This is a genomic window from Geodermatophilus siccatus (assembly GCF_900103785.1).
Classification (GTDB): Bacteria; Actinomycetota; Actinomycetes; order Mycobacteriales; family Geodermatophilaceae; genus Geodermatophilus; species Geodermatophilus siccatus.
This window is the reverse complement of the sequence record NZ_FNHE01000008.1, coordinates 248888-268860: the sequence shown is the minus strand read 5'-3', so window position 1 is coordinate 268860 and position 19973 is coordinate 248888. Positions and strand designations below refer to the sequence as shown.

The 19973-nt window shown below is 75.3% G+C and carries 18 protein-coding genes; 9 read left to right on the top strand and 9 right to left on the bottom strand.

The genetic code is table 11. The features are described 5' to 3' along the window. The first annotated feature begins 7 nt into the window (after positions 1–7). Positions 8–352, top strand: coding sequence for an STAS domain-containing protein (locus tag BLS21_RS25210; protein WP_175479598.1), 345 nt, complete (start codon positions 8–10; stop codon positions 350–352). On the opposite strand, the gene BLS21_RS16365 is transcribed toward BLS21_RS25210, so the two are convergent. From BLS21_RS16365 to BLS21_RS16350, 4 genes are all read right to left on the bottom strand, one after another. Next, positions 319–1236, bottom strand: a complete 918-nt coding sequence (locus tag BLS21_RS16365) for a glycerophosphodiester phosphodiesterase (RefSeq protein WP_091220714.1) — start codon at positions 1234–1236, stop codon at positions 319–321. The two genes, BLS21_RS25210 and BLS21_RS16365, sit on opposite strands and share 34 nt — an antisense overlap. Before the next feature lie 46 nt (positions 1237–1282). Further along, entirely contained in the window at positions 1283–3913 is a 2631-nt protein-coding gene (gene nhaA / locus BLS21_RS16360) for a Na+/H+ antiporter NhaA (protein WP_139177164.1), read from the bottom strand. Next, positions 3910–5433, bottom strand: a complete 1524-nt coding sequence (locus BLS21_RS16355; RefSeq protein ID WP_091220712.1) for an MFS transporter — start codon at positions 5431–5433, stop codon at positions 3910–3912. The genes nhaA and BLS21_RS16355 overlap by 4 nt, the downstream gene beginning before the upstream one ends. A 101-nt stretch (positions 5434–5534) precedes the next feature. Next, positions 5535–6263: a glutamine amidotransferase gene (locus BLS21_RS16350; RefSeq protein WP_091220710.1), complete on the bottom strand. Its 729-nt coding sequence runs from the start codon at positions 6261–6263 to the stop codon at positions 5535–5537. Between the two features lie 189 nt (positions 6264–6452). Between BLS21_RS16350 and BLS21_RS16345 the strand changes: the two genes are divergently transcribed. The 4 genes from BLS21_RS16345 (at position 6453) to BLS21_RS16330 (ending at position 10293) form a co-directional block, all read left to right on the top strand. After that, the gene (locus BLS21_RS16345) at positions 6453–6710 is read left to right on the top strand and encodes a hypothetical protein (RefSeq protein ID WP_091220708.1); all 258 of its coding nucleotides are present in this window, start codon (positions 6453–6455) and stop codon (positions 6708–6710) included. Then, the gene (locus BLS21_RS16340) at positions 6707–7534 is read left to right on the top strand and encodes a hypothetical protein (RefSeq protein WP_091220705.1); all 828 of its coding nucleotides are present in this window, start codon (positions 6707–6709) and stop codon (positions 7532–7534) included. Before BLS21_RS16345 ends, BLS21_RS16340 begins: the two co-directional genes overlap by 4 nt. Continuing rightward, positions 7534–9330, top strand: a complete 1797-nt coding sequence (locus BLS21_RS16335; protein ID WP_175479597.1) for a fumarate reductase/succinate dehydrogenase flavoprotein subunit — start codon at positions 7534–7536, stop codon at positions 9328–9330. Before BLS21_RS16340 ends, BLS21_RS16335 begins: the two co-directional genes overlap by 1 nt. Before the next feature lie 150 nt (positions 9331–9480). Continuing rightward, the gene (locus tag BLS21_RS16330; RefSeq protein ID WP_245700481.1) at positions 9481–10293 is read left to right on the top strand and encodes a succinate dehydrogenase/fumarate reductase iron-sulfur subunit; all 813 of its coding nucleotides are present in this window, start codon (positions 9481–9483) and stop codon (positions 10291–10293) included. A gap of 13 nt (positions 10294–10306) precedes the next feature. Here the strand turns inward: BLS21_RS16330 and BLS21_RS24710 are convergent, their stop codons facing one another. After that, positions 10307–10528 (bottom strand): hypothetical protein, encoded by a 222-nt coding sequence (locus tag BLS21_RS24710; RefSeq protein WP_217636166.1) that lies wholly within the window; start codon positions 10526–10528, stop codon positions 10307–10309. A 63-nt stretch (positions 10529–10591) separates the two neighbouring features. Next, positions 10592–11113, bottom strand: coding sequence for an anthrone oxygenase family protein (locus BLS21_RS24705; protein WP_217636165.1), 522 nt, complete (start codon positions 11111–11113; stop codon positions 10592–10594). Positions 11114–11318: 205 nt separating this feature from the next. On the opposite strand from BLS21_RS24705, the gene BLS21_RS16320 reads away from it, so the two are divergent. Next, positions 11319–12950 (top strand): glycoside hydrolase family 13 protein, encoded by a 1632-nt coding sequence (locus BLS21_RS16320; protein ID WP_091220702.1) that lies wholly within the window; start codon positions 11319–11321, stop codon positions 12948–12950. Positions 12951–13008: 58 nt separating this feature from the next. Here BLS21_RS16320 and BLS21_RS16315 read toward each other — a convergent pair whose 3' ends face one another. Then, positions 13009–13488, bottom strand: coding sequence for a hypothetical protein (locus BLS21_RS16315; RefSeq protein WP_091220699.1), 480 nt, complete (start codon positions 13486–13488; stop codon positions 13009–13011). A gap of 250 nt (positions 13489–13738) precedes the next feature. Between BLS21_RS16315 and BLS21_RS16310 the strand changes: the two genes are divergently transcribed. Continuing rightward, positions 13739–14647 carry an SDR family oxidoreductase gene (locus tag BLS21_RS16310; RefSeq protein ID WP_175479596.1) on the top strand — a complete coding sequence of 303 codons (909 nt, stop codon included), beginning with the start codon at positions 13739–13741 and terminating at the stop codon, positions 14645–14647. Positions 14648–14653: 6 nt separating this feature from the next. On the opposite strand, the gene BLS21_RS16305 is transcribed toward BLS21_RS16310, so the two are convergent. Both BLS21_RS16305 and BLS21_RS16300 read right to left on the bottom strand, forming a co-directional pair. Continuing rightward, positions 14654–15163: an inorganic diphosphatase gene (locus tag BLS21_RS16305; protein WP_091220694.1), complete on the bottom strand. Its 510-nt coding sequence runs from the start codon at positions 15161–15163 to the stop codon at positions 14654–14656. A gap of 148 nt (positions 15164–15311) precedes the next feature. Continuing rightward, positions 15312–15761, bottom strand: coding sequence for a nuclear transport factor 2 family protein (locus BLS21_RS16300; protein WP_091220691.1), 450 nt, complete (start codon positions 15759–15761; stop codon positions 15312–15314). 108 nt (positions 15762–15869) lie between these two features. On the opposite strand from BLS21_RS16300, the gene BLS21_RS16295 reads away from it, so the two are divergent. Then, positions 15870–18713 (top strand): FAD-binding and (Fe-S)-binding domain-containing protein, encoded by a 2844-nt coding sequence (locus BLS21_RS16295; RefSeq protein ID WP_091220837.1) that lies wholly within the window; start codon positions 15870–15872, stop codon positions 18711–18713. Beyond that, a complete protein-coding gene (locus BLS21_RS16290) occupies positions 18706–19866 on the top strand; it encodes a MalY/PatB family protein (protein WP_091220688.1) in 1161 nt (386 codons plus the stop codon). The genes BLS21_RS16295 and BLS21_RS16290 overlap by 8 nt, the downstream gene beginning before the upstream one ends. The last annotated feature ends 107 nt before the right edge of the window (positions 19867–19973 follow it).

Here is a 19973-nt window from a genome sequence, read left to right as displayed (position 1 = left end):
TGGTCGCTTGTCCCTCCCGCCGCTCCCCCCGCCCGGAGCCCTCCTCGTCGACGTCGACGTCGCCGCCGGTCGCCTGACGGTGACCGGCCGGCTGGACTCCCGGACCGTCCGCGCGCTGCACACGGCGGTGTCCGGACTGCTGCTGACCGAGCAGCGGCGGTGGGTGCTCGACGTCGCCGCGGTCACCGTGGCCGACCACACCGGGCTGCGCGCCATCGGCGCGGCCTACCGCCGCCTGCTGCGGCACGACCGGCGGCTGACGCTGTGCGGCGCCTCGCCGGAGCTGCAGCGGGTGCTGGTCCGGCTGCGTCTCGACCGTCACCTGCTGGAGGACGGGCGCGTCCCCGCCTGAGCGGCGCTCAGGCCCTCGCCTCGACCGCGGCGAGGACCTCGTCGCCGGCCGCCTCGCGCCGCACCGGCCGGCCGACCCGACGCGGTCCCGGCGGGGACGACGGCTCCGCGCCGGCGACCGACCCGGGCGACGGCGTCGGTGCACAGCAGGTCCACGCCCAGCCGGGCCAGCCGGGCGGACTCCTCGGGGTCGTCCACGATGCCCGCGGCGACCGCCATGCCCGTCGCGTGCAGGTCGGCGACCAGTCCCGGGTCGCGGCGGACGTGCTCGACGGACAGGTGCAGCTCGGTGAGCCCGCAGCGCCGCGCCCACCCGGCCATCCGGCGGGGCTCCTGCCACGGTTCGAGGATGACCGCCCCGCCGACGGTGCCGCATCCGGCGAGGGCCCGGGCGCTGACCGTGTCGAAGGAGGACGGAACGACCCGGTCGGCCCCCGGTCGCCGCCGCCTCCGCCCGTGGAGGTGGTCCGCGAGCAGCACGGCGGTCCGGGCGCGCCGGGCGCCGAGGCCGGCCTTGACCTCGGCGACGACGAGCGCGCGGGAGTCGGCGGCGAGGTCGAGGACCTCGTCGAGGGTCGAGACGTGGGCGCCGCCGGGCAACCGGAGGGCGCGCAGCGCGGCGGAGGGGGTCTCCGCGACGACCGGACCGGTGCCGACGCCGGTGCCCAGCACCCGGCCGAGGTCGGGGTCGTGGGCGAGGACGAGGACCCCGTCGGCGGTCGTGCGCACGTCGACCTCCACCCCGTCGGCGCCGGCCTCCAGGGCGGCCACCACCGCGGGGAGGGTGTTCTCGGTGTGCCGGGGGCCGGTGGGTGTGCCGCGATGGCCGATGACGCGCATGGCGCGGACGCTCGCCGTCGCCCGCGACCGGAGGACGACGGCCACCTGCCGTGTCGGTGACCCACCCGTGAAGACCTGGGAGGGACGCCGCTCAGGCCCTCGACTCGACCGCGGCGAGGACCTCGTCGTCGCTCGGGTTGCGCAGCACGCCACCGTGCCGCCACACCACCACCGGCAGGTCGTCCTCGGTGACCCCCAGCTCGGCGAGCACCGCCGCGCCGTCGCCGCCGGCGTCCAGGTCGACGAAGCCGGCCGCCAGCCGGTGGCTGCGCGCCAGTTCCTGCAGCCGCCGGCTGTCCGGTGACCCGCCCCGGCCGACGATGCGCAGGTCGGCGGCGAGCTCGAGCAGCATGGAGCGGCGGAGCAGGAAGGCCCGCAGCACCATCTCCTTGAGCGCCGGGTCGGCGGTGAAGACGGCCCGCAGCTGCTCGCGCTCGACGCGCAGCACCTCCGCCGGCTGCAGCACCAGCGCGGTCAACGACACCGGCTGGCCGCTGAACAGGTCGAGCTCGCCGAGGAAGCGGTGCGGCCCGTGCACCGAGATGACCCGCTGGTGCGCCCGGCCGAGGTCCTCCACGATGGCGACGGTCCCCGAGACGACGACGTGGAAGGCGTACCCGGCGTCGCCCTCCCGGAAGAGGGTGTCCCCCGGCGCGCAGTGCAGCCGGGTGGCGGAGCGCTCGACCAGCGCGACCTGCTCGTCGGTCAGCCGCGCGTAGGCGCCGTCCCGGTCGGGCGTCTCGGGCAGGTCGGCCGGCACGTCCGCGGGCGCCTCGTCCGCCGCCGGGCGCGGCTCGCCGCGCCGCTGGCCGAGCGCCGGCAGCACCAACCCGGTCAGTCCGTCGTCGCCGGCCGGCGGCAGCTCCTCCTCCCCCGCGGCGGCGAGCAGCGCGGCGGTCAGGGAGTCGGTGTCGAACGGCCCGGTGTGCCGGCGGCCGTTGACGAAGAACGTCGGGGTGCCGCCGACGCCGCTGACCTCGGCCGACTCGACGTCCTCCTCGACCCGGCGGGCGAACCGGCTCGACCCCAGGTCGCGGGCGAAGCGCGGCACGTCCAGCCCGGCGGCCGCGGCGTGCTCGAGCAGGTCGGCCGCGGTGAGCCGGTCCTGGCCGGCGAACAGCCGGTCGTGCATCTCCCAGAACCGCCCCTGCGCGCCCGCGGCCTCGGCGGCCTCGGCGGCCAGCCGGGCGTGCGGGTGGACGTCGACCAGCGGCACGTGCCGGAAGACGTAGCGCAGCCGGTCGCCGAAGCGCTCGCGCAGCTCCTCGACCGTCCCGGTGGCGCGGCCGCAGAACGGGCACTCGAAGTCGCCGTACTCGACCAGGGTGAGCGGCGCGTCGACCGGGCCGCGGACGTGGTCCCGGGCGAGGTCCACCGGCGGGTCGAGCAGCACCGGGCGGCTGCCGGCACCGGGGGTACGGCGGCGGTCGGCGACCCGGAACAACGCCCAGCCGAGCAGCGCGGCCAGCACCGAGGCGACCAGGACGCCGACCCGCGCCTGGTCGGCCAGCGCCTCGTCGTCGAAGGCGAGGTCGACGATGAACAGCGAGATGGTGAAGCCGATGCCCGACAGCGCGGCACCGCCGGCCAGCTGCAGCCAGGTCAGCCCCGGGGCCAGCTCGCCCAGACGCAGCCGGACCGCCAGGCCGGTGCCGAGCAGGATGCCGACGAGCTTGCCCAGCACCAGCCCGGCGACCACGCCCAGGGTGACCGGCGAGGTGGCCGCGGTGCGCAGCGTCTCCCCGGTCAGCGGGACGCCCGCGTTGGCCAGGGCGAACACCGGGACGATGACGAAGCTGGTCCACGGCTGCCAGAGCTGCTGCAGCCGCTCGCTGGCCGACACCGACCGGTCGATCGAGAGCCGGGCGGCGCGGGCGAACTCCGGGTTGGGCGACTGCTGGTAGGCCCGTGCCCGCCGGGCGGCGTCCTCCACCTCCTCCCGGCGCGCCGGGTAGGCCGGCGTGAACAGCGCGATCACCACCCCGGCGAGGGTGGGGTGCACGCCGGAGAGGTACATGGCGACCCACACCGCGACGCCGAGCACCAGGTAGGCCGGCCCGCGCCAGACGTTCAGGTAGCGCAGGCCGACCATGAGCGCCAGCCCGAGCAGCGCCAGGACGAGCGGGCCGACGGCGAGGTCCTCGGTGTAGAAGAGCGCGATCACGGTCAGAGCACCGACGTCGTCGGCGATGGCCAGGGTCAGCAGGAAGAGCCGCAGCTGCGCGGGGCAGGCCGGGCCGACCAGCGCCAGCACGCCGAGCAGGAACGCGGTGTCGGTGGAGATCACCACCCCCCACGCGGACGCCGCCTCGCCGCCGCGGGTGAACGCCACGTAGACGAGTGCCGGCACCGCCAGGCCGGTGACCGCGGCCAGGGCGGGCACCGCGGCCCGGCGCCGGTCGGTGAGCTCGCCCATGACCAGCTCGCGCTTAATCTCCAGCCCGACGACGAAGAAGAAGAACACCATCAGGCCGTCGTTGACCCAGTGCTGCAGGTCCAGGGCCAGCTCGGCACCGGCGAACCGGACGGCGACCTCGGTGTGCCAGAAGGCGTCGTAGCTCCCGCCCCACGGCGAGTTGGCCCACAGCAGCGCCACCACGGTGGCGGCCAGCAGCAGCCCGGCGCCCCCGGCCTCGGTGCGCAGCCGCTGCCGCAGCGGGGCGACCCGGGCGAGCAGGCCGCGACCGCCGGACGTGGACTGCTGGACGGCGCTCGTGCTCACCTCGGCGCCTCCCCCGCCGTCGTGGCCGGCTCCTGCGGGTACAGCTGGGGCCCGGTGACGCCGCAGTGCACGCACTCCTCCAGGGGGATGCGGGCCGGCTCAGGTCGCCCGGCGCCCAGCGGACGGCGGACGAGGACGGCGGCCGTGAGCGATCCGGCGACCAGCAGCCCGGCGCAGATCAGCATCGCCGTCCGGAAGCCGGCGCCGAGAGCCGTGGGGTCGGTGTACGCGTCGCCGGTGATCCCTGCCGCGACGGGCACCACGGCGACCGCGAGCAGCCCAGCGGCCCGGGCGACGGCGTTGTTCACGCCCGAGGCGACGCCGGCGTAGCGGTCGGCCGCGGAGTCCAGCACCGTCGCGGTCAGGGGCGCCACGAGCAGGGTCAACCCGGCGCCGAAGAGGACCGCCGCAGGCAGCACGTCGGGAACGTAGGAGGCATCCGGTCCGATGCGCAGCATGAGCAGCACCCCCGCGGCGGCGACGAGCGGACCGGCGGTCAGCAGCGGGCGCGGACCGATCCGTTGGGCCATGGCCCCGACGCGGGCCGAGAACACCAGCATGAGCACGGTGACCGGCAGCAGGGCGGTGCCGGCGAGCAGCGGTGAGAAGCCGGAGACGACCTGCAGCTGGAGCACGAGCAGGACGAACAACGCCCCCAGGGCCGCGTAGACCAGCAGCGTCACGGCGTTGGCCGCACTGAACTGGGGGTCCCGGAAGAGCGCCGGCGGCACCAGCGGGTTGGTGGAGCGGCGCTGCGCGAGCGCGAAGGCGACGAGGGCGACCACCCCCGCCGCGCCCCAGGCCAGGTACGCCGCGCCACCCCCGGGCTCCCCTGCCGCGGTCAGCCCGTAGGTGAGGCAGCCCAGGCCCGCTGCGACCAGCCCCGTCCCGGCCCAGTCCAGCCGCTGCGTGGCCTCCGGGTCCCGCGACTCGGGCACGTGCCGGGCGGCGACGGCGACGATCACCACGGCCAGCGGCAGGTTGACGAGGAAGACCGCCCGCCAGCTCCACTCCACCAGCCAGCCGCCGAGGAACGGCCCGATCGCTCCCGCGACCCCGCCCAGCCCCGACCACGCACCGACCGCCGCGGCGCGGTCGCTGCCGTGGAAGGACGCCGAGATGATCGCCAGGCTGCCGGGGGTCAGGAGCGCTCCGCCCACACCCTGCAGGGCCCGTGCCGCGATGAGGGTCCGCACGTCGGGGGCCAGGCCGCAGAGCAAGGAGGCGCCCGCGAACCAGACCACCCCGACGACGAACACCCGCCGACGGCCGAACCGGTCGCCGAGCGAGCCGCCCATGAGGATCAGCGAGGCCAGGGTGAGGGTGTAGGCGTTGACCGTCCACTGCAGGCCGGAGAAGCCGGCGTCGAGGTCGGTGCCGATCCGCTCGAGCGCCACGTTGACGACGGTCGCGTCGAGGAATGCCAGGCCCGAGCCCAGCACCGTGGTGAGCAGCACCCACCGGGCCCGGGGCGTGCCCATGCGCAGGCCGCCGTCCGGGGCCACCGCCGCTCGACCCATGGCACCTCCCACCGCCCCGTGCACCAGGCTCCGGGCTCGGGCGGCCTGTGCGCTCGCGCAGTCTCCCCCGCGGTCGACGGTCCGCAGAAGAGCCGGGCCGCTCAGGCGTACCGGGCGACGAAGTTGGCCAGCAGGCGGCTGGGCTCGGTGACCACCGCCCGGCTGACCCGGGTGATGAGCTCCTCCATCTCCGCGGGCGGGAAGTAGCCGGCGTGCTGGTAGACCCGCACCCGGGTGACGACGCCGGCGACGTCGAGCTCGGGGTGGAACTGGGTGGCGTAGACGTTGCGGCCAACCCGGAACATCTGCACCGGGCAGCCGGCCGAGGTCGCCAGGAGCACCGCAGAGGGCGGCAGCACGCGGCAGGCCTCCTTGTGCCCCACCAGCGCGTCGAAGACGTCCGGCACCCCGGCGAGCAGCGGATCGGCCCGGCCGGCGTCGGTCAGCGTCACCGGCACGCAGGAGACCGGCTCGCCGTGGGTGCGGTCGACCACCCCGCCCTGGTGGACGCCGAGGGTGCCGACGCCGTAGCAGGCGCCGAGGAAGGGCAGGTCGCGGGCGACGACCTCGTCGAGCAGCCCCGACAGCTCCGCCTCGACCCGCTGCTGGACGGCGGACTTGTCCTCGGCGGGGTCGCTGGAGTTGAACGGCCCGCCGCCGAGGAACACCCCGGCGTAGTCGTCGAGGTCCAGCGGCGGCAGCGGCCCGGCCTCCAGCCGGATCCGCCGCAGCTGGTGCTCCTCCAGGCCGGTGGCGCGGAGGAAGGCGGCGTACTCGTCGTCCGCGGCCTCGTCCTCGGGCCGCGAGGCCAGCAGGAGGAAGGGCCGCACGAGCGCCGATGCTAGGGCGTGTCCGACGGACCCATGCCGACGGGAGCGGTGCCACCGAGGCTGGAGGTCCGTCGGACACGCCCTGGGCCCGGGAGGCCCGCCGCGGAAGTCCTTCCGCCGGCCGCGCGTCCGTGGTCGACTTCGCTGCACCGTCCCCGGCGGGGGTGTGACCAGCACCTGGAGGCAGCGATGTCCCTGGAGCAGGACGTGGCGGCGGCCCGCCGGGCCGTCGACGAACTCGAGGCGGCGTGCAGCCCGCTCACCCGGTACTTCGGGGACACGGTGGACGCGCGCCGGCTGAGGATCGACGTCGCCCGGCTGCGCGACGACCTCGCCCTCCTGTGCGGTGCGTCGCGCTCGGCCCCGGACGTCCCGGGCTCGTCGGCCGTCATGTGGGACGACGGCTACGACGACGGCGTCGCCGGATCCGGCCGCAGCCTCCGGTGACGACTACCGCGCCGCGCGGGGCCGGGGCGGCCTCCCCGGGACGCGGCGGAGGACCGGCCCCGCGGCGCGCGGCCATCGCGGCGCGCACCCTGCGCACCGACCGGTGGTGGCTGCAGCCGCTGCTCACCGTGCTGGCGCTGGTCGCCTTCGTCGTCTACTCGACGTTCCGCGCCTTCCAGAACGCGTACTACTTCTCCGAGCCCTACATCTCGCCGTTCTACTCGCCCTGCATCACCACCGGCTGCGAGGGCGACACGTTCCCGGAGCTCTTCACCGGGCCGGCCTGGATCTCACCAGCGATCTACATCCTCGTCGTGCCGCTGGGTTTCCGGCTGACCTGCTACTACTACCGGAAGGCCTACTACCGGTCGTTCTGGCTGTCCCCGCCGGCCTGCGCGGTGGCCGAGCCGCACCGGCGCTACACCGGCGAGACGCGGCTGCCGCTGCTGGGCCAGAACCTGCACCGGTACTTCTTCTACCTGGGGCTGCTGTTCAACGTCGTCCTCACCTACGACGCCGTCCTCGCCTTCCGCGACGAGACCGGCGCGTGGGGGCACATGGGCCTGGGCACCCTGGTGCTCCTCGCCAACGCCGCCCTGCTGTGGCTGTACTCGCTGTCCTGCCACTCCTGCCGGCACGCCGTGGGCGGCCGGATCAACTCCTTCTCCCGGCACCCGCTGCGCTACCGCGCCTGGACGCTGGTCTCCCGGCTGAACGCCCGGCACATGCAGTACGCCTGGATCTCGTTGTTCGGTGTCGCGTTCGCCGACCTCTACGTGTTCCTGCTGGCCACCGGCACGATCTCCGACCCGAGGTTCTTCTGATGGAGCTGGAACGGCACGCCTACGACGTCGTGGTCGTCGGAGCCGGCGGCGCCGGTCTGCGGGCCGCGATCGCCGCGCACGAGGCGGGGGCGCGCACGGCCGTCGTCTGCAAGTCCCTGCTCGGCAAGGCGCACACCGTCATGGCCGAGGGCGGGATCGCCGCGGCGATGGGCAACGCCTATCCCGAGGACGGCTGGCGGGTGCACTTCCGGGACACCATGCGCGGCGGGAAGATGCTCAACCACTGGCGGATGGCCCAGCTGCACGCGCAGGAGGCGCCCGACCGGGTGCGCGAGCTCGAGGACTGGGGGGCGCTGTTCGACCGCACCCCCGACGGGCTGATCAGCCAGCGCGACTTCGGCGGCCACCGCTACGCCCGCCTCGCGCACGTCGGTGACCGCACCGGCCTGGAGCTGATCCGCACCCTGCAGCAGCGCACCGTCGCGCTCGGCGTGGACGTCTACATGGAGTGCACGGTCACCAGGCTGCTCACCGACGCCGACGGCGTCACCGGCGCGTTCGGCTACTGGCGGGAGTCGGGGCGTTTCCTCGCCTGGGAGGCCCCGTCGGTCGTGCTGGCCACCGGCGGGATCGGCAAGGCCTACAAGGTCACCTCGAACTCGTGGGAGTACACCGGCGACGGGCACTCGCTGGCGCTGGCGGCCGGCGCGGGGCTGGTCAACATGGAGTTCGTCCAGTTCCACCCCACCGGCATGGTGTGGCCGCCGTCGGTGCGCGGGATCCTGGTGACCGAGAGCGTGCGTGGCGACGGCGGCGTCCTGCGGAACTCCGCCGGCAACCGGTTCATGTTCGACTACATCCCCGACTTCTTCCGCAAGGAGACGGCGGAGACCGAGGACGAGGCCGACCGCTGGTACGACGACAAGAAGAACAACCGGCGCCCGCCCGAGCTGCTGCCCCGCGACGAGGTCGCCCGGGCCATCAACAGCGAGGTCAAGGCCGGCCGGGGCTCGCCACACGGCGGGGTGTTCCTCGACATCGCCTCGCGCCGGCCGGCCGAGTACGTCCGCCGGAGGCTGCCCTCGATGTACCACCAGTTCAAGGAGCTGGCGGACGTCGACATCACGGCCGAGCCGATGGAGGTCGGGCCCACCTGCCACTACGTGATGGGCGGCGTCGAGGTCGACCCGGACACCGCCGCGGCGTCCGTGCCGGGGCTGTTCGCGGCGGGCGAGGTCGCCGGCGGCATGCACGGCTCCAACCGGCTGGGCGGCAACTCGCTGTCGGACCTGCTCGTCTTCGGTCGGCGCGCCGGTGTCGCCGCCGCCGAGCACGCGAGCAAACGGGCCGGCGTGGTGGCGCTGCGCGAGGAGGCGCTGGTCGAGGCCGCGCGGGCGGCGCTGGCGCCGTTCGAGCGGGAAGGCGGGGAGAACCCCTACGCCGTGCAGTCCGAGCTGCAGCAGACGATGCACGACCTGGTCGGCATCATCCGCACCGCACCGGAGATGGAGCGGGCGCTCGAGCGGATCGCCGTCCTGCGCGAGCGGGTGGCGGCGCTGTCGGTGGAGGGGCACCGGCAGTACAACCCCGGCTGGCACCTGGCGCTGGACCTGCCGCACCTGCTGGCGGTCAGCGAGTGCATCGCCCGCGCGGCGCTGGCCCGCGAGGAGAGCCGCGGCGGGCACACCCGCGACGACTTCCCCGCCACCGATCCCGAGTGGGGGCGCACCAACCTGGTCTGCACCCGGACGCCGGACGGTGAGTTGACCGTGACCCGGCAACCGCTGCCGGAGATGCCACCGGAGCTGGCCGAGGTCTTCGAGGAGCAGACGTGACCGAGCTCGCGAGGTCACGCAGGGACGCAGCACCGCCGGGCACGAGCACGACGAGCGCCAGCGAGGAGGGCACGTGACCGAGCTCGCGAGGTCACGCAGGGACGCAGCACCGCCGGGCACGAGCACGACGAGTGCCAGCGAGGAGGGCACGTGACCGAGGTGGGGGAACCGAGCACCCGCGCGGTCGACGAGGGCCCGGCCAGGACCCACGGCGGCTACGACGCCACGTTCCGCGTCTGGCGCGGCGACGCCTCGGGCGGGGAACTGCAGACCTTCACCGTCCCGGTCAACGAGGGCGAGGTCGTCCTCGACGTCATCCACCGCCTGCAGGCCACCCAGGCCGGCGACCTCGCCGTCCGGTGGAACTGCAAGGCCGGCAAGTGCGGGTCCTGCAGCGCGGAGGTCAACGGCCGGCCGCGGCTCATGTGCCTGACCCGGATGAGCACCTTCGCCGAGGACGAGACGGTGACGGTGACCCCGCTGCGGACCTTCCCGGTCATCCGCGACCTGGTCACCGACGTCTCCTACAACTACGAGAAGGCCGCGCAGATCCCGGCGTTCACCCCCCGGCCCCGGGACCCCGACGGCAACCACCGGATGCAGCAGGTCGACGTCGACCGGCCGCAGGAGTTCCGCAAGTGCATCGAGTGCTGGCTCTGCCAGGACACCTGCCACGTCATCCGGGACCACGAGGAGAACAAGGCCGCCTTCGCCGGGCCGCGGTTCCTCATCCGGCTGGCCGAGCTCGACATGCACCCGCTCGACGTCGTCGACCGGCGGGACGCCGCCCAGGAGCAGTTCGGCCTCGGCTACTGCAACATCACCAAGTGCTGCAGCGAGGTCTGCCCCGAGGGCATCCACCTCACCGACAACGGGATCATCCCGCTCAAGGAGCGGGTCGTGGACCGCAGGTACGACCCGCTCACCTGGCTCGGGTCGAAGATCCGGCGACGCCGGGACTGAGGGAGGCCCCTGCTCAGTCCTCCTGCTCGGCCGCGGCCCGGCGCTCGGCCCCGGTCTCGCCCGCGTACCCGACGTCCTGACCGGCCACCCGCCCGACGAACCCGGCGGACTCGCCGGTGCCCGTGGTGCTCGACGCGTCGGGCTCGTCGCTCCCGCGGCCGCCGGTCGCGCGGCTCAGCGCCTGCGCGTCGTCGCGGTCGACGTCGTCCTCACCGGGCCGGGGATCGGGGTCCATGGCCAGCCTCGCTCGTCGCGGGTCGTGGATCGGCGGAGTGCTCGAGGTCGGTGCGCCCCGGCCTCAGGCAAGGTCGTCCCCGGCCCGGACGCCGCGCAAACGCGACGGGACCCGGGAGACAGCTCGGTCCCCGGCGTCGGCGAGCGCCCGCCCCGCCGCCACGGTGGCCACGAGCCCGAGGACGACGCGGAGGTGGTGCCAGCGCGCCCACCGGCGGAGGAGCTCGGTCGTCTCTCGGTCGGTCAGCGTGGCCGAGGTGAACCGGTGGTTGGCCGGCTCGTTCACCGTGACGGTCACGGCGATCACACCCCCGGCGGCTGCCGCTGCCGCCACCGCAGCGGGGGCACCTCGCCCTCCACCGGTCACCCGGACCGCCGCCGACGCGGTGCAGGCGATCCCGGTGGCGGCGCCCAGGGGCACCAGGAGCGCGCGGAGGCGCCCGGAGTGGGCCGCGAACCAGGCCCGGAACCCCGCTGGGGACGAGCCGCGCCAGAAGGGGACCAGCACCACGTCGATGAGGACCATCCCGCCGGTCAGCACACCGGTGAGCACCGTGGACACGAGCGCGAGGGGTCGCGAGAGCACGGGGTCGACTGTGGCGGACCGTGGCCCGTCGGACCAGACCGATGCGCACGTGGTGCCTCCCGGCGCGTCCGCCGACACCGCCGCGACACACGCGTCCCGGGCGTCACAGCCGAGCTGGGTGGTTGGCGGGATCTGCCAGCTCCGCCTCACCAGTTCGTGGGATGTGCCGCACAACCCCGGGCCGGATCCCGCCGATGGTGGCGGCATGGCACGCCGCCTCTCCCTCGCGAGGACCCAGACCCAGCGCCGGGTCGCCCCCGCTGCCGCGCCTGCCCCCTGGTGGCGGGACGCGGTCGTCTACCAGGTCTACCTGCGCTCCTTCGCCGACAGCGACGGCGACGGCATCGGCGACCTGCGCGGCCTGCGGCAGCGGCTGCCCTACCTCTCCTGGCTGGGCGTCGACGCGGTGTGGATCAACCCGCACTACCCCTCGGGCGGCGCGGACGGCGGCTACGACGTCGTCGACTACCGGGCGGTGGACCCCGACTACGGCGACGTGTCCGACCTCGAGGCCCTCGTGGACGACGCCCGCCGGCTCGGCCTGAAGGTCGTCCTCGACGTCGTCCCCAACCACACCTCCGACCAGCACCCGTGGTTCCAGGCGGCGCTGGCCGACCCGGACTCCCCCGAGGCCGCGCGCTACCACTTCGCGCCGCCGTCGGAGGAGCCGCCGAACAACTGGCAGTCGCTGTTCGGCGGGCCGGCCTGGTCGCGCACCCCGGACGGCCGCTGGTACCTGCACCTGTTCGCCCCCGAGCAGCCGGACCTCAACTGGCGCGACCCGGCCGTGGCCGAGGACTTCGAGCGCACGCTGCGCTTCTGGCTGGACCGCGGCGTGAGCGGCTTCCGCGTCGACGTGGCCTACGGCCTGTACAAGGACGCCGGCCTGCGGGACAACCCGGGCGCCTACTCCCCCACGCTGTTCGGCCACGGCCCCGAGCAGGCGATGACCTGGAACCAGCCCGAGGTGCACGACGTGTGGCGCCGCTGGCGGTCCGTCTGCGACGAGTACCCCGACACCATGCTGGTCGGCGAGGTCTGCCTGGCCGACCTCGAGCAGGTCGCGCTGTACTCCCGGGCCGACGAGCTGCACCAGTCGCTGTCGTTCCGGCTGCTGAAGTCGCCGTGGGCCGTCGCGCCGTTCGCCGAGGCGATCGCCAGCGCCCTGGACGCCTACGGGCAGGTCGGCGCGCCGGTGTCGTGGGTGCTGGGCAACCACGACAAGGAGCGGCAGGTCACCCGCTTCGGCGGCGGCGAGGTCGGCACCGCCCGGGCCCGTGCCGCGGCGCTGCTGACGCTGGCGCTCCCGGGCTCGGCCTACCTCTACGCCGGTGACGAGCTGGGCCTGCCGCAGGCGCACGTGCCCGACGAGGCCAAGCAGGACCCGATCTTCCACCGCAGCGGCGGCGCCCGCGCCGGTCGCGACGGCTGCCGCGTGCCCATGCCGTGGAATCCGACCGAGGGCGTCGGCTTCTCCCCCGAGGGCGCGACCGAGCCGTGGCTGCCGATCCCCGCCGACTGGGGCCGCTACGCCGTCTCGGTGCAGACCGGCCAGGGCGCCTCGACGCTGACCCTGCACCGGCGCGCGCTGGCGTTGCGCAGGGCCCACCCGGCGTTCGCCACGGGCTCGGCGACGGTGACCACCCGCGGGAACGTGCTGACCGTCCGGTCGGTCGGCAGTGGCGAGACGGTGCGCTGCGTGGTCAACATGGGCGACGAGACGGTGCTCGCCGGCTGCCCCGGGCAGGTGCTGCTCGCCTCCACAGCGGCGGTCCGGCGCTCCGGCGGCACGGTCGCCCTCCCGCCGAACAGCGCCGTCTGGGTGCTCGAGGACTGAAGGAGGACCCCCTGCCCCCCACCGCTCGCAGGCTCGCGGCGGGACCCTGCCGGGGCCGTCAGCCCTCCGGGTGAGCGGTCCGCGTGACGTAGCCGAGGCCCGCCGGGCGCTCGCCGGCGAGGTGCAGCGCTTCCACCGCACCGACGTCGTCGAGCCCGTACCGTCCGGTCGACTCGAAGAGCTCGACCTGCTCCTCGATCCACCGCTGGTGGCCGTTCCAGGCGGTCAGCGCGGTGGTCCCGAGCACGGCACCGATCCGCTCCCACGAGGCGCCGGCGCGCAGGGCGGCGTGGATGCCCCGGTGCTGTGCGTCGTAGGCCCGCCGGGCGACACCGACGCCCAGGCCCAGCAGCTCCAGGGACTCCTCCAGGTCCAGCGGTTCGACCTGCCCGCGCAGGTGGTCGGTCCAGGAGTACGAGGGCCCGGCGGCGGGGCGCTCCACCCCGGCCGCGCTGTCCCGCCGGCTCAGGAAGTCCAGCCGGGTCACCGCCGTGACGATCGGGATCTCGGCCCCGAGGAGTCCATGCCAGCCCGTCATGGCGACCGAGGATCGACGACCCGGACGCCGGGACCCCTCGCCTCCCCGCGTGTCGCCGGGGGCGGTGCGGACACGCGCCCGGGCATCACGCTCGCCACAGGGACGGTCACCGAGCAGGGAGGACGGCGGGGCCCAGCGCTCCGGGACTGCGGGCGCGTTCGGCGATCCGGCCACCGGCGGACGTGACGGGGCGTTGACGGGGAGCTGGGACCGTGCCTGCCTGGGTCATCCACCCCACCCGGGAGGGACCATGGGCGAGCTCCTGCTCTGCGGCGCCACCGGCGACCTGGGCGGCCGGATCGCCGCCCGGCTGACCGAGCGCGGCATCCCGTTCCGCGCGCTGGTCCGGCCGCGCAGCGACACCGCCGCCCTGCGGTCGTCCGGCGTCGAGCTCAGCGTCGGCGACCTCACCGACCCGGCCGGTCTCGACCGGGCACTGGCCGGGGTGCGGACGGTCGTCACCACCGCCAACGGCATGGGACGCAACCTGGCCGGGGCCAGGGACGTCTCCATCGACCGGGTCGACCGCGAGGGCAACGCGGCACTGGTCCGGGCGGCCGAGGCGGCCGGCGTCGAACGGTTCGTGTTCGTCTCCGCGCAGGGCCTGACCGACGCGATGGTGGACCTGGTGCCCCTCTTCGCCGCGAAGCGGGCCACCGAACGGTTGCTGCAGGCCTCGTCCCTGCGGTCGGTGCTCGTGCGGCCGGCCGCGTTCCAGGAGACGTGGCTCGCCCCGCAGTCCGGCATCCGGCCGGACAAGCGGCTGGCCGTCATCCACGGCCGCGGCCGCACGCCGGTGCCGTACGTCGCCGAGGACGACGTCGCCGAGGCCTGCGTGCGGCTGGCGACGATGGCCGACCCGCCCGAGGCGCTGGACCTCGGTGGGCCGGAGGCGCTGACCCGGCACGAGGTCGTCGACGCCTTCGAACGCGTGCTCGGCGTGCGCATGCGCCGCGTCGTCGTCCCCCGCCGGGTGCTCGCGTTCGGCGCCCGGGCCCTGCGCGGACGCCGACCGGAGCTCGCCTCGGCCCTGGGCATCGCGCTGTACAGGGACGTGGACGAGGAGGGCGGCGTCGAGGGGATGCGGGCCCTCGGCATCGAGCCGCGACCCGCATCGGCCCACATCGCCGCCCTGGCACAGGCGGTCGCCCGGACCTGACCTCGCTCAGCCCTCCGTGCCGGTCGCCGCGGGGAGCCCGTCGGCGAACCTGCGCTGCGCGTCCTCCAGCGCCTCGATCGCCTTCGCCCGGCGCTCCCACCCGCGGGTCTCGGCCGACTTGTCGGGTGCGAGGGCCTCGTAGATCTCGAAGAAGTGCCAGATCTCGGCGATCTGGTGCATCGGCACGTCCTCCAGCTCCTGCAGGTGCAGGTGCCGCGGGTCGGTCGCGGGAACGCACAGCAGCTTGGCGTCCGGGCCCCGTTTGTCGTGCACCCAGAACACGGCGATGACCCGGGCGCGGACCAGGCAGCCGGGGAAGGTGGGCTCGTTGAGGAGCAGGAGGGCGTCGATGGGGTCGCCGTCCTCGGCCAGCGTGTCGGGGACGAACCCGTAGTCGCCCGGATAGCCGGTCGCGGTGAACAGCATCCGGTCGAGCCGGATCCGGCCGAGCTGCTGGTCGTACTCGTACTTGTTCCGGGATCCCTTGGGGATCTCGACGATCACGTCGACTTCCACGGACGCCCTCCCTCGGTGGGACCCCAGCGCCTGGAGCGGCCGAGCAGCGACGGTCTGTCGTCCCCAGCTGGGTCCGTCTGGCCAGGCGACCCTGGCGCGGCGCCGGTCGCGCGTCAACCCGGACGCCGCGCGCCGGACACGGGCGGACTCAGTCGCCGGTCACCGCGTCGGCGGGGGTGCGCAGCCGGACGGCGTCCAGGGCGACCAGGACCCCCAGCTCGTCGGCGACCATGACGATGTCGGTGATCCGCCCGTCGGCGAGGGTGAGGACGTCGACCACCCGCAGCCAGAACTCCCGCCCGGTGGCCGGTAGCGGACCGGCGGACGTCGTCCAGGTGCCGACCTGACGGCCGCCCATCCGGAAGGCGACGGCGACCCGGTCCCCCTCCTCGACGACCGACAGCACCTCGCGCCGCACCGGCTCGAACGTGTGCTGCACCGCCCTGGCCCGGGCCACCAGGTCGACCGCGCCGATCGGCGCGCCGTTGACCGTCACCGGGTCGGCGTACAGCTCGCGGAAGGCGTCGGCCGCGGCGGCGTCGTCCCCCGGCAGGGGGTCCGACCACAGCCGCAGCAGCCGCTCGACGTCGAAGGCCACCCGTCCAGGCTGGTGGGCACCGGCCGGGCGGACCAGGGGCCGACGTCCCGCCGACGGGCCGGTGCGGTGTACAAGGAGGGAGGCACCGACGCCGACGAGGGAGCGCTGATGACGCTGGCACCGGACGTGGCGACCGACCTGACCGAGGCGCTGCGCCGCGCGGGGGTCGGCGACGTCGACGACTCCGGCCTGGCCCGGGCGCTGTACTCCTCCGACGGCTCGCTGTACCGGGTGCTGCCCCGCGCGGTGGTGCGCCCGCGGCACCCCGACGAGATCGAGGCGACCCTCGCCGTCTGCCGCGACCTCGGCGTGCCCCTCACCGCCCGGGGCGCGGGCACCTCGATCGCCGGCAACGCGGTCGGCCCGGGCGTCGTCCTCGACACCAGCCGGTACCTGTCCCGCGTCCACGGCATCGACCCCGAGGGCCGGACGGCGACCGTCGACCCCGGCGTGGTGCAGGCGGCGCTGCAGACCGCGGCCCGGCCGCACGGGCTGCGGTTCGGCCCCGACCCGAGCACGCACAACCGCTGCACGATCGGCGGGATGATCGGCAACAACGCCTGCGGGTCGCGGGCCCTGGGCTACGGCCGGACGTCGGACAACGTGGTCGGCCTCGACGTCGTCACCGGCGCCGGCCGGCGGCTGCGGCTCGGGCCGGACGGCGCGGTGAGCGGCGCGGTGCTCGACGAGCTGCGCTCGCTCGTGGACGGGGAGCTGGCGGCGATCCGCACGGAGCTCGGCCGCTTCGGCCGGCAGGTCTCGGGCTACTCGCTGGAGCACCTGCTGCCCGAGCGCGGCTTCGACGTCGCCCGCGCGCTGGTCGGCAGCGAGGGGACCCTCGCGGTGGTGCTCGGCGCCACGGTCCGGCTGGTCACCGACGCCCCCTTCCGCGGCCTGGTGGTCCTCGGCTACCCGTCGATGGCCGAGGCCGCCGACGCCACCCCCGGGCTGCTGCCGCACGAGCCGACCGCCGTGGAGGGCCTCGACCAGCGGATCGTGCAGCGGCTGCGCGACGTCCCCGCGGCCGTCGTCCCGGACCTGCCCCGCGGCGACGGCTGGCTGATCGTCGAGCTGACCGGCGACAGCGTCGCCGAGGTCGAGGCCAAGGCGAAGGGCGTGCTGGGCGACGCCGGCGCGGTGGACGCGATGGTGGTCACCGACGTCGCGGAAGCCGCGGCGATCTGGCGGATCCGCGAGGACGGCGCCGGCCTGGCCGCCCGCACCTCCGACGGCCGGCCCGCGCACGCCGGCTGGGAGGACGCCGCCGTGCCGGTCGAGCAGCTGGGCGCCTACCTGCGCGAGTTCGAGGCGCTGCTGGACCGGCACGGGCTGCAGGGCGTCCCGTACGGCCACTTCGGCGACGGCTGCGTGCACGTGCGGATCGACTTCCCGCTCGGGGCTCGCTCCCCCGCCCACCCCGACCGCGGCCGCGAGGCCTACCGGGCCTTCGTGACCGACGCCGCGACGCTGGTGGCCCGCTACGGCGGCTCGGTGTCCGGCGAGCACGGTGACGGCCGGGCGCGCAGCGAGCTGCTGTCGTCCATGTACTCGCCGCACGTGCTCGGCCTGTTCGAGCGGGTGAAGGGCCTGTTCGACCCCGACGACGTGCTCAACCCCGGCGTGCTGGTGCGCCCGGCGCGGGTCGAGGACGACATCCGGGTGGCCGCCGCGCCGCGCCGGAACACCGGCCTCGCGCTGGCCTACCGGCACGACGGCGGCGACTTCTCCGCCGCGGTGCACCGCTGCACCGGCGTCGGCAAGTGCCGGGCCGACCTGCAGGCCGGCGGCGGGGTGATGTGCCCGTCGTGGCCGGCGACCCGCGAGGAGAAGGACACCACCCGCGGCCGGGCGCGCGTGCTGCAGGAGATGCTCGCCCCGGGCGGGCCGGTGCGGGACTGGCGCTCGCCGGAGGTGCACGAGGCCCTCGACCTGTGCCTGTCGTGCAAGGGCTGCTCACGGGACTGCCCGACCGGTGTGGACATGGCCTCCTACAAGGCCGAGGTGCTGCACCAGAGCTACCGCCGCCGGCTGCGCCCCCGCTCGCACTACACGCTGGGCTGGCTGCCGCGCTGGGCCGACGTCGCCGCCCGCGCGCCCCGGCTGGCCAACGCGGTCACCAGGTCGCGCCTCGGCGGCCGGCTGGCCAGGTGGGGCGCCGGCGTCGACCAGCGCCGCTCGCTGCCGGCGTTCGCCACACGCACCTTCCGGGAGACGTGGGCGGAGCGGCCCGCGACGGCCGGGGACGGGCCGCCGGTCGCCCTCTGGGTCGACTCGTTCACCGACCACTTCGATCCCGAGGTCGCCCTCGCCACGGCAGCCGTGCTGGAGGACGCCGGCTACCGGGTGCAGGTGCCGCCGGCCGAGGCGTGCTGCGGGCTGACCTGGATCACCACCGGCCAGCTGGACGCCGCGCGCCGCACCCTGGGCCGCACCGTCGAGCTGCTCGCCCCGCTGGTGGACGACGGCATCCCGGTGGTCGGCGTGGAGCCCTCGTGCACCGCGGTGCTGCGGCACGAGGCCCTGGAGCTGGTCGGCGGATCGGCTGCGGAGCGGGTCGCCGCGGGCACCCGCACGCTGGCCGAGCTGCTGCGCGGGACCCCGGGCTGGACGCCGCCGTCCCTGGCCGGGGTGGAGGTCGTCGCCCAGCCGCACTGCCACCACCACGCCGTCCTCGGGTGGGCCACCGACGAGCGGCTGCTGCGCGAGGCCGGCGCCACGGTGACCCGGGTCGGCGGGTGCTGCGGGCTGGCCGGCAACTGGGGCGTCGAACGCGGCCACCACGAGGTGTCGGTGGCGATCGCCGAGCACCAGCTGCTGCCCGCCGTCCGGGCCGCGGGGCCGGACGCCGTCGTCCTCGCCGACGGGTTCTCCTGCCGCACCCAGCTCGACCAGCTCGCCGGCCGCGACGGCCTGCACCTGGCCCAGCTGCTCGCCCGGGCTCCCCGTGGCTGACGCCGGGTTCGACGAGCTGACCGTCGGGGAGCTGCGGCGCCGCGGCGGCCTCAAGTGGTCGCTGTTCCCCGAGGCGATCGGGGCGTTCGTGGCGGAGATGGACTTCGGCACCGCGCCGGCGGTCACCGAGGCGCTGCACGCGGCCGTGGACGGCGCGGCCTTCGGCTACCTGTCGCCGGCGCTGCTGCAGGGCATGTCGGAGGCGTACGCGGCGTGGTCGGCCGACCGGTACGGCTGGACGGTGCCGTCGGAGCGGGTGCGCCCGGTGGCAGACGTCCTCGCCGGGCTGGCCGCGGCGATCGAGCACTTCTCCCGACCGGGCAGCCCGGTCGTCCTGCCGACGCCGGCCTACATGCCCTTCCTCACGCTGCCACCGGCGTTGGGCCGCGAGGTCGTCCAGGTGCCGATGGCGCGGGACGGCGACCGGTACGTCTACGACCTCGACGCGCTCGACGCCGCGTTCCGGGCCGGCGGCCACCTGCTGGTGCTCTGCAACCCGCACAACCCGATCGGGCGGGTGCTGGAGCCCGCGGAGATGACGGCGGTCGCCGAGGTGGTCGAGCGGCACGGCGGCAGGGTGTTCTCCGACGAGATCCACGCGCCGCTGGTGTACGAGGGACACCGGCACGTGCCCTACGCCTCGCTCGGCGAGGTCCCGGCCGGGCACGCGGTCAGCGCGACCTCGGCGTCCAAGGCGTGGAACCTGCCCGGTCTGAAGTGCGCCCAGCTGGTGCTCTCCAACGACGCCGACGCCGACCTGTGGGCGCGGGTGGGCCCGCACGCCGAGCACGGCGCCTCGACCCTCGGCGTCCTGGCGAACACCGCCGCCTACACCGGCGGCGCCGGCTGGCTGGACGACGTCCTGGCGTACCTGGACGGCAACCGCCGGCTGCTCGCCGACCTCGTCGCCGAGCACCTGCCCGGCGTCCGGTACACCCCACCCGAGGGCACCTACCTGGCCTGGTTGGACTGCCGGGAGCTGGAGCTGCCCGAGCCGGGCGCGTTCTTCCTCGAGCGGGCCGGGGTGGCCTTGACCGACGGCGCCCTGTGCGGGGTGGCGGGCACGGGCTTCGCCCGGCTCAACGTCGCGACCCCGCGGCCGGTGCTGGTGCAGGCCGTCGAGCAGATGGGCGCCGCGCTGACCGCTCGCTGAGCCCGACCGACGGGTCGTGACGGCACCCGGCTCCGCGGCCCCATCGGGCCCACCGGCGGCTCGCATCGGGCCGGGTTCCTGTCGTACCCCACTGCCACGCTGTTCCT

Coding starts and splice junctions, on each gene's coding strand:
- BLS21_RS16355 (WP_091220712.1), bottom strand. CDS start 5,433: ATGGGTCGAGCGGCGGTGGCCCCGGACGGCGGCCTGCGCATGGGCACG.
- BLS21_RS16345 (WP_091220708.1), top strand. CDS start 6,453: ATGTCCCTGGAGCAGGACGTGGCGGCGGCCCGCCGGGCCGTCGACGAA.
- BLS21_RS16335 (WP_175479597.1), top strand. CDS start 7,534: ATGGAGCTGGAACGGCACGCCTACGACGTCGTGGTCGTCGGAGCCGGC.
- BLS21_RS24710 (WP_217636166.1), bottom strand. CDS start 10,528: ATGGACCCCGATCCCCGGCCCGGTGAGGACGACGTCGACCGCGACGAC.
- BLS21_RS16320 (WP_091220702.1), top strand. CDS start 11,319: ATGGCACGCCGCCTCTCCCTCGCGAGGACCCAGACCCAGCGCCGGGTC.
- BLS21_RS16315 (WP_091220699.1), bottom strand. CDS start 13,488: ATGACGGGCTGGCATGGACTCCTCGGGGCCGAGATCCCGATCGTCACG.
- BLS21_RS16310 (WP_175479596.1), top strand. CDS start 13,739: ATGGGCGAGCTCCTGCTCTGCGGCGCCACCGGCGACCTGGGCGGCCGG.
- BLS21_RS16295 (WP_091220837.1), top strand. CDS start 15,870: ATGACGCTGGCACCGGACGTGGCGACCGACCTGACCGAGGCGCTGCGC.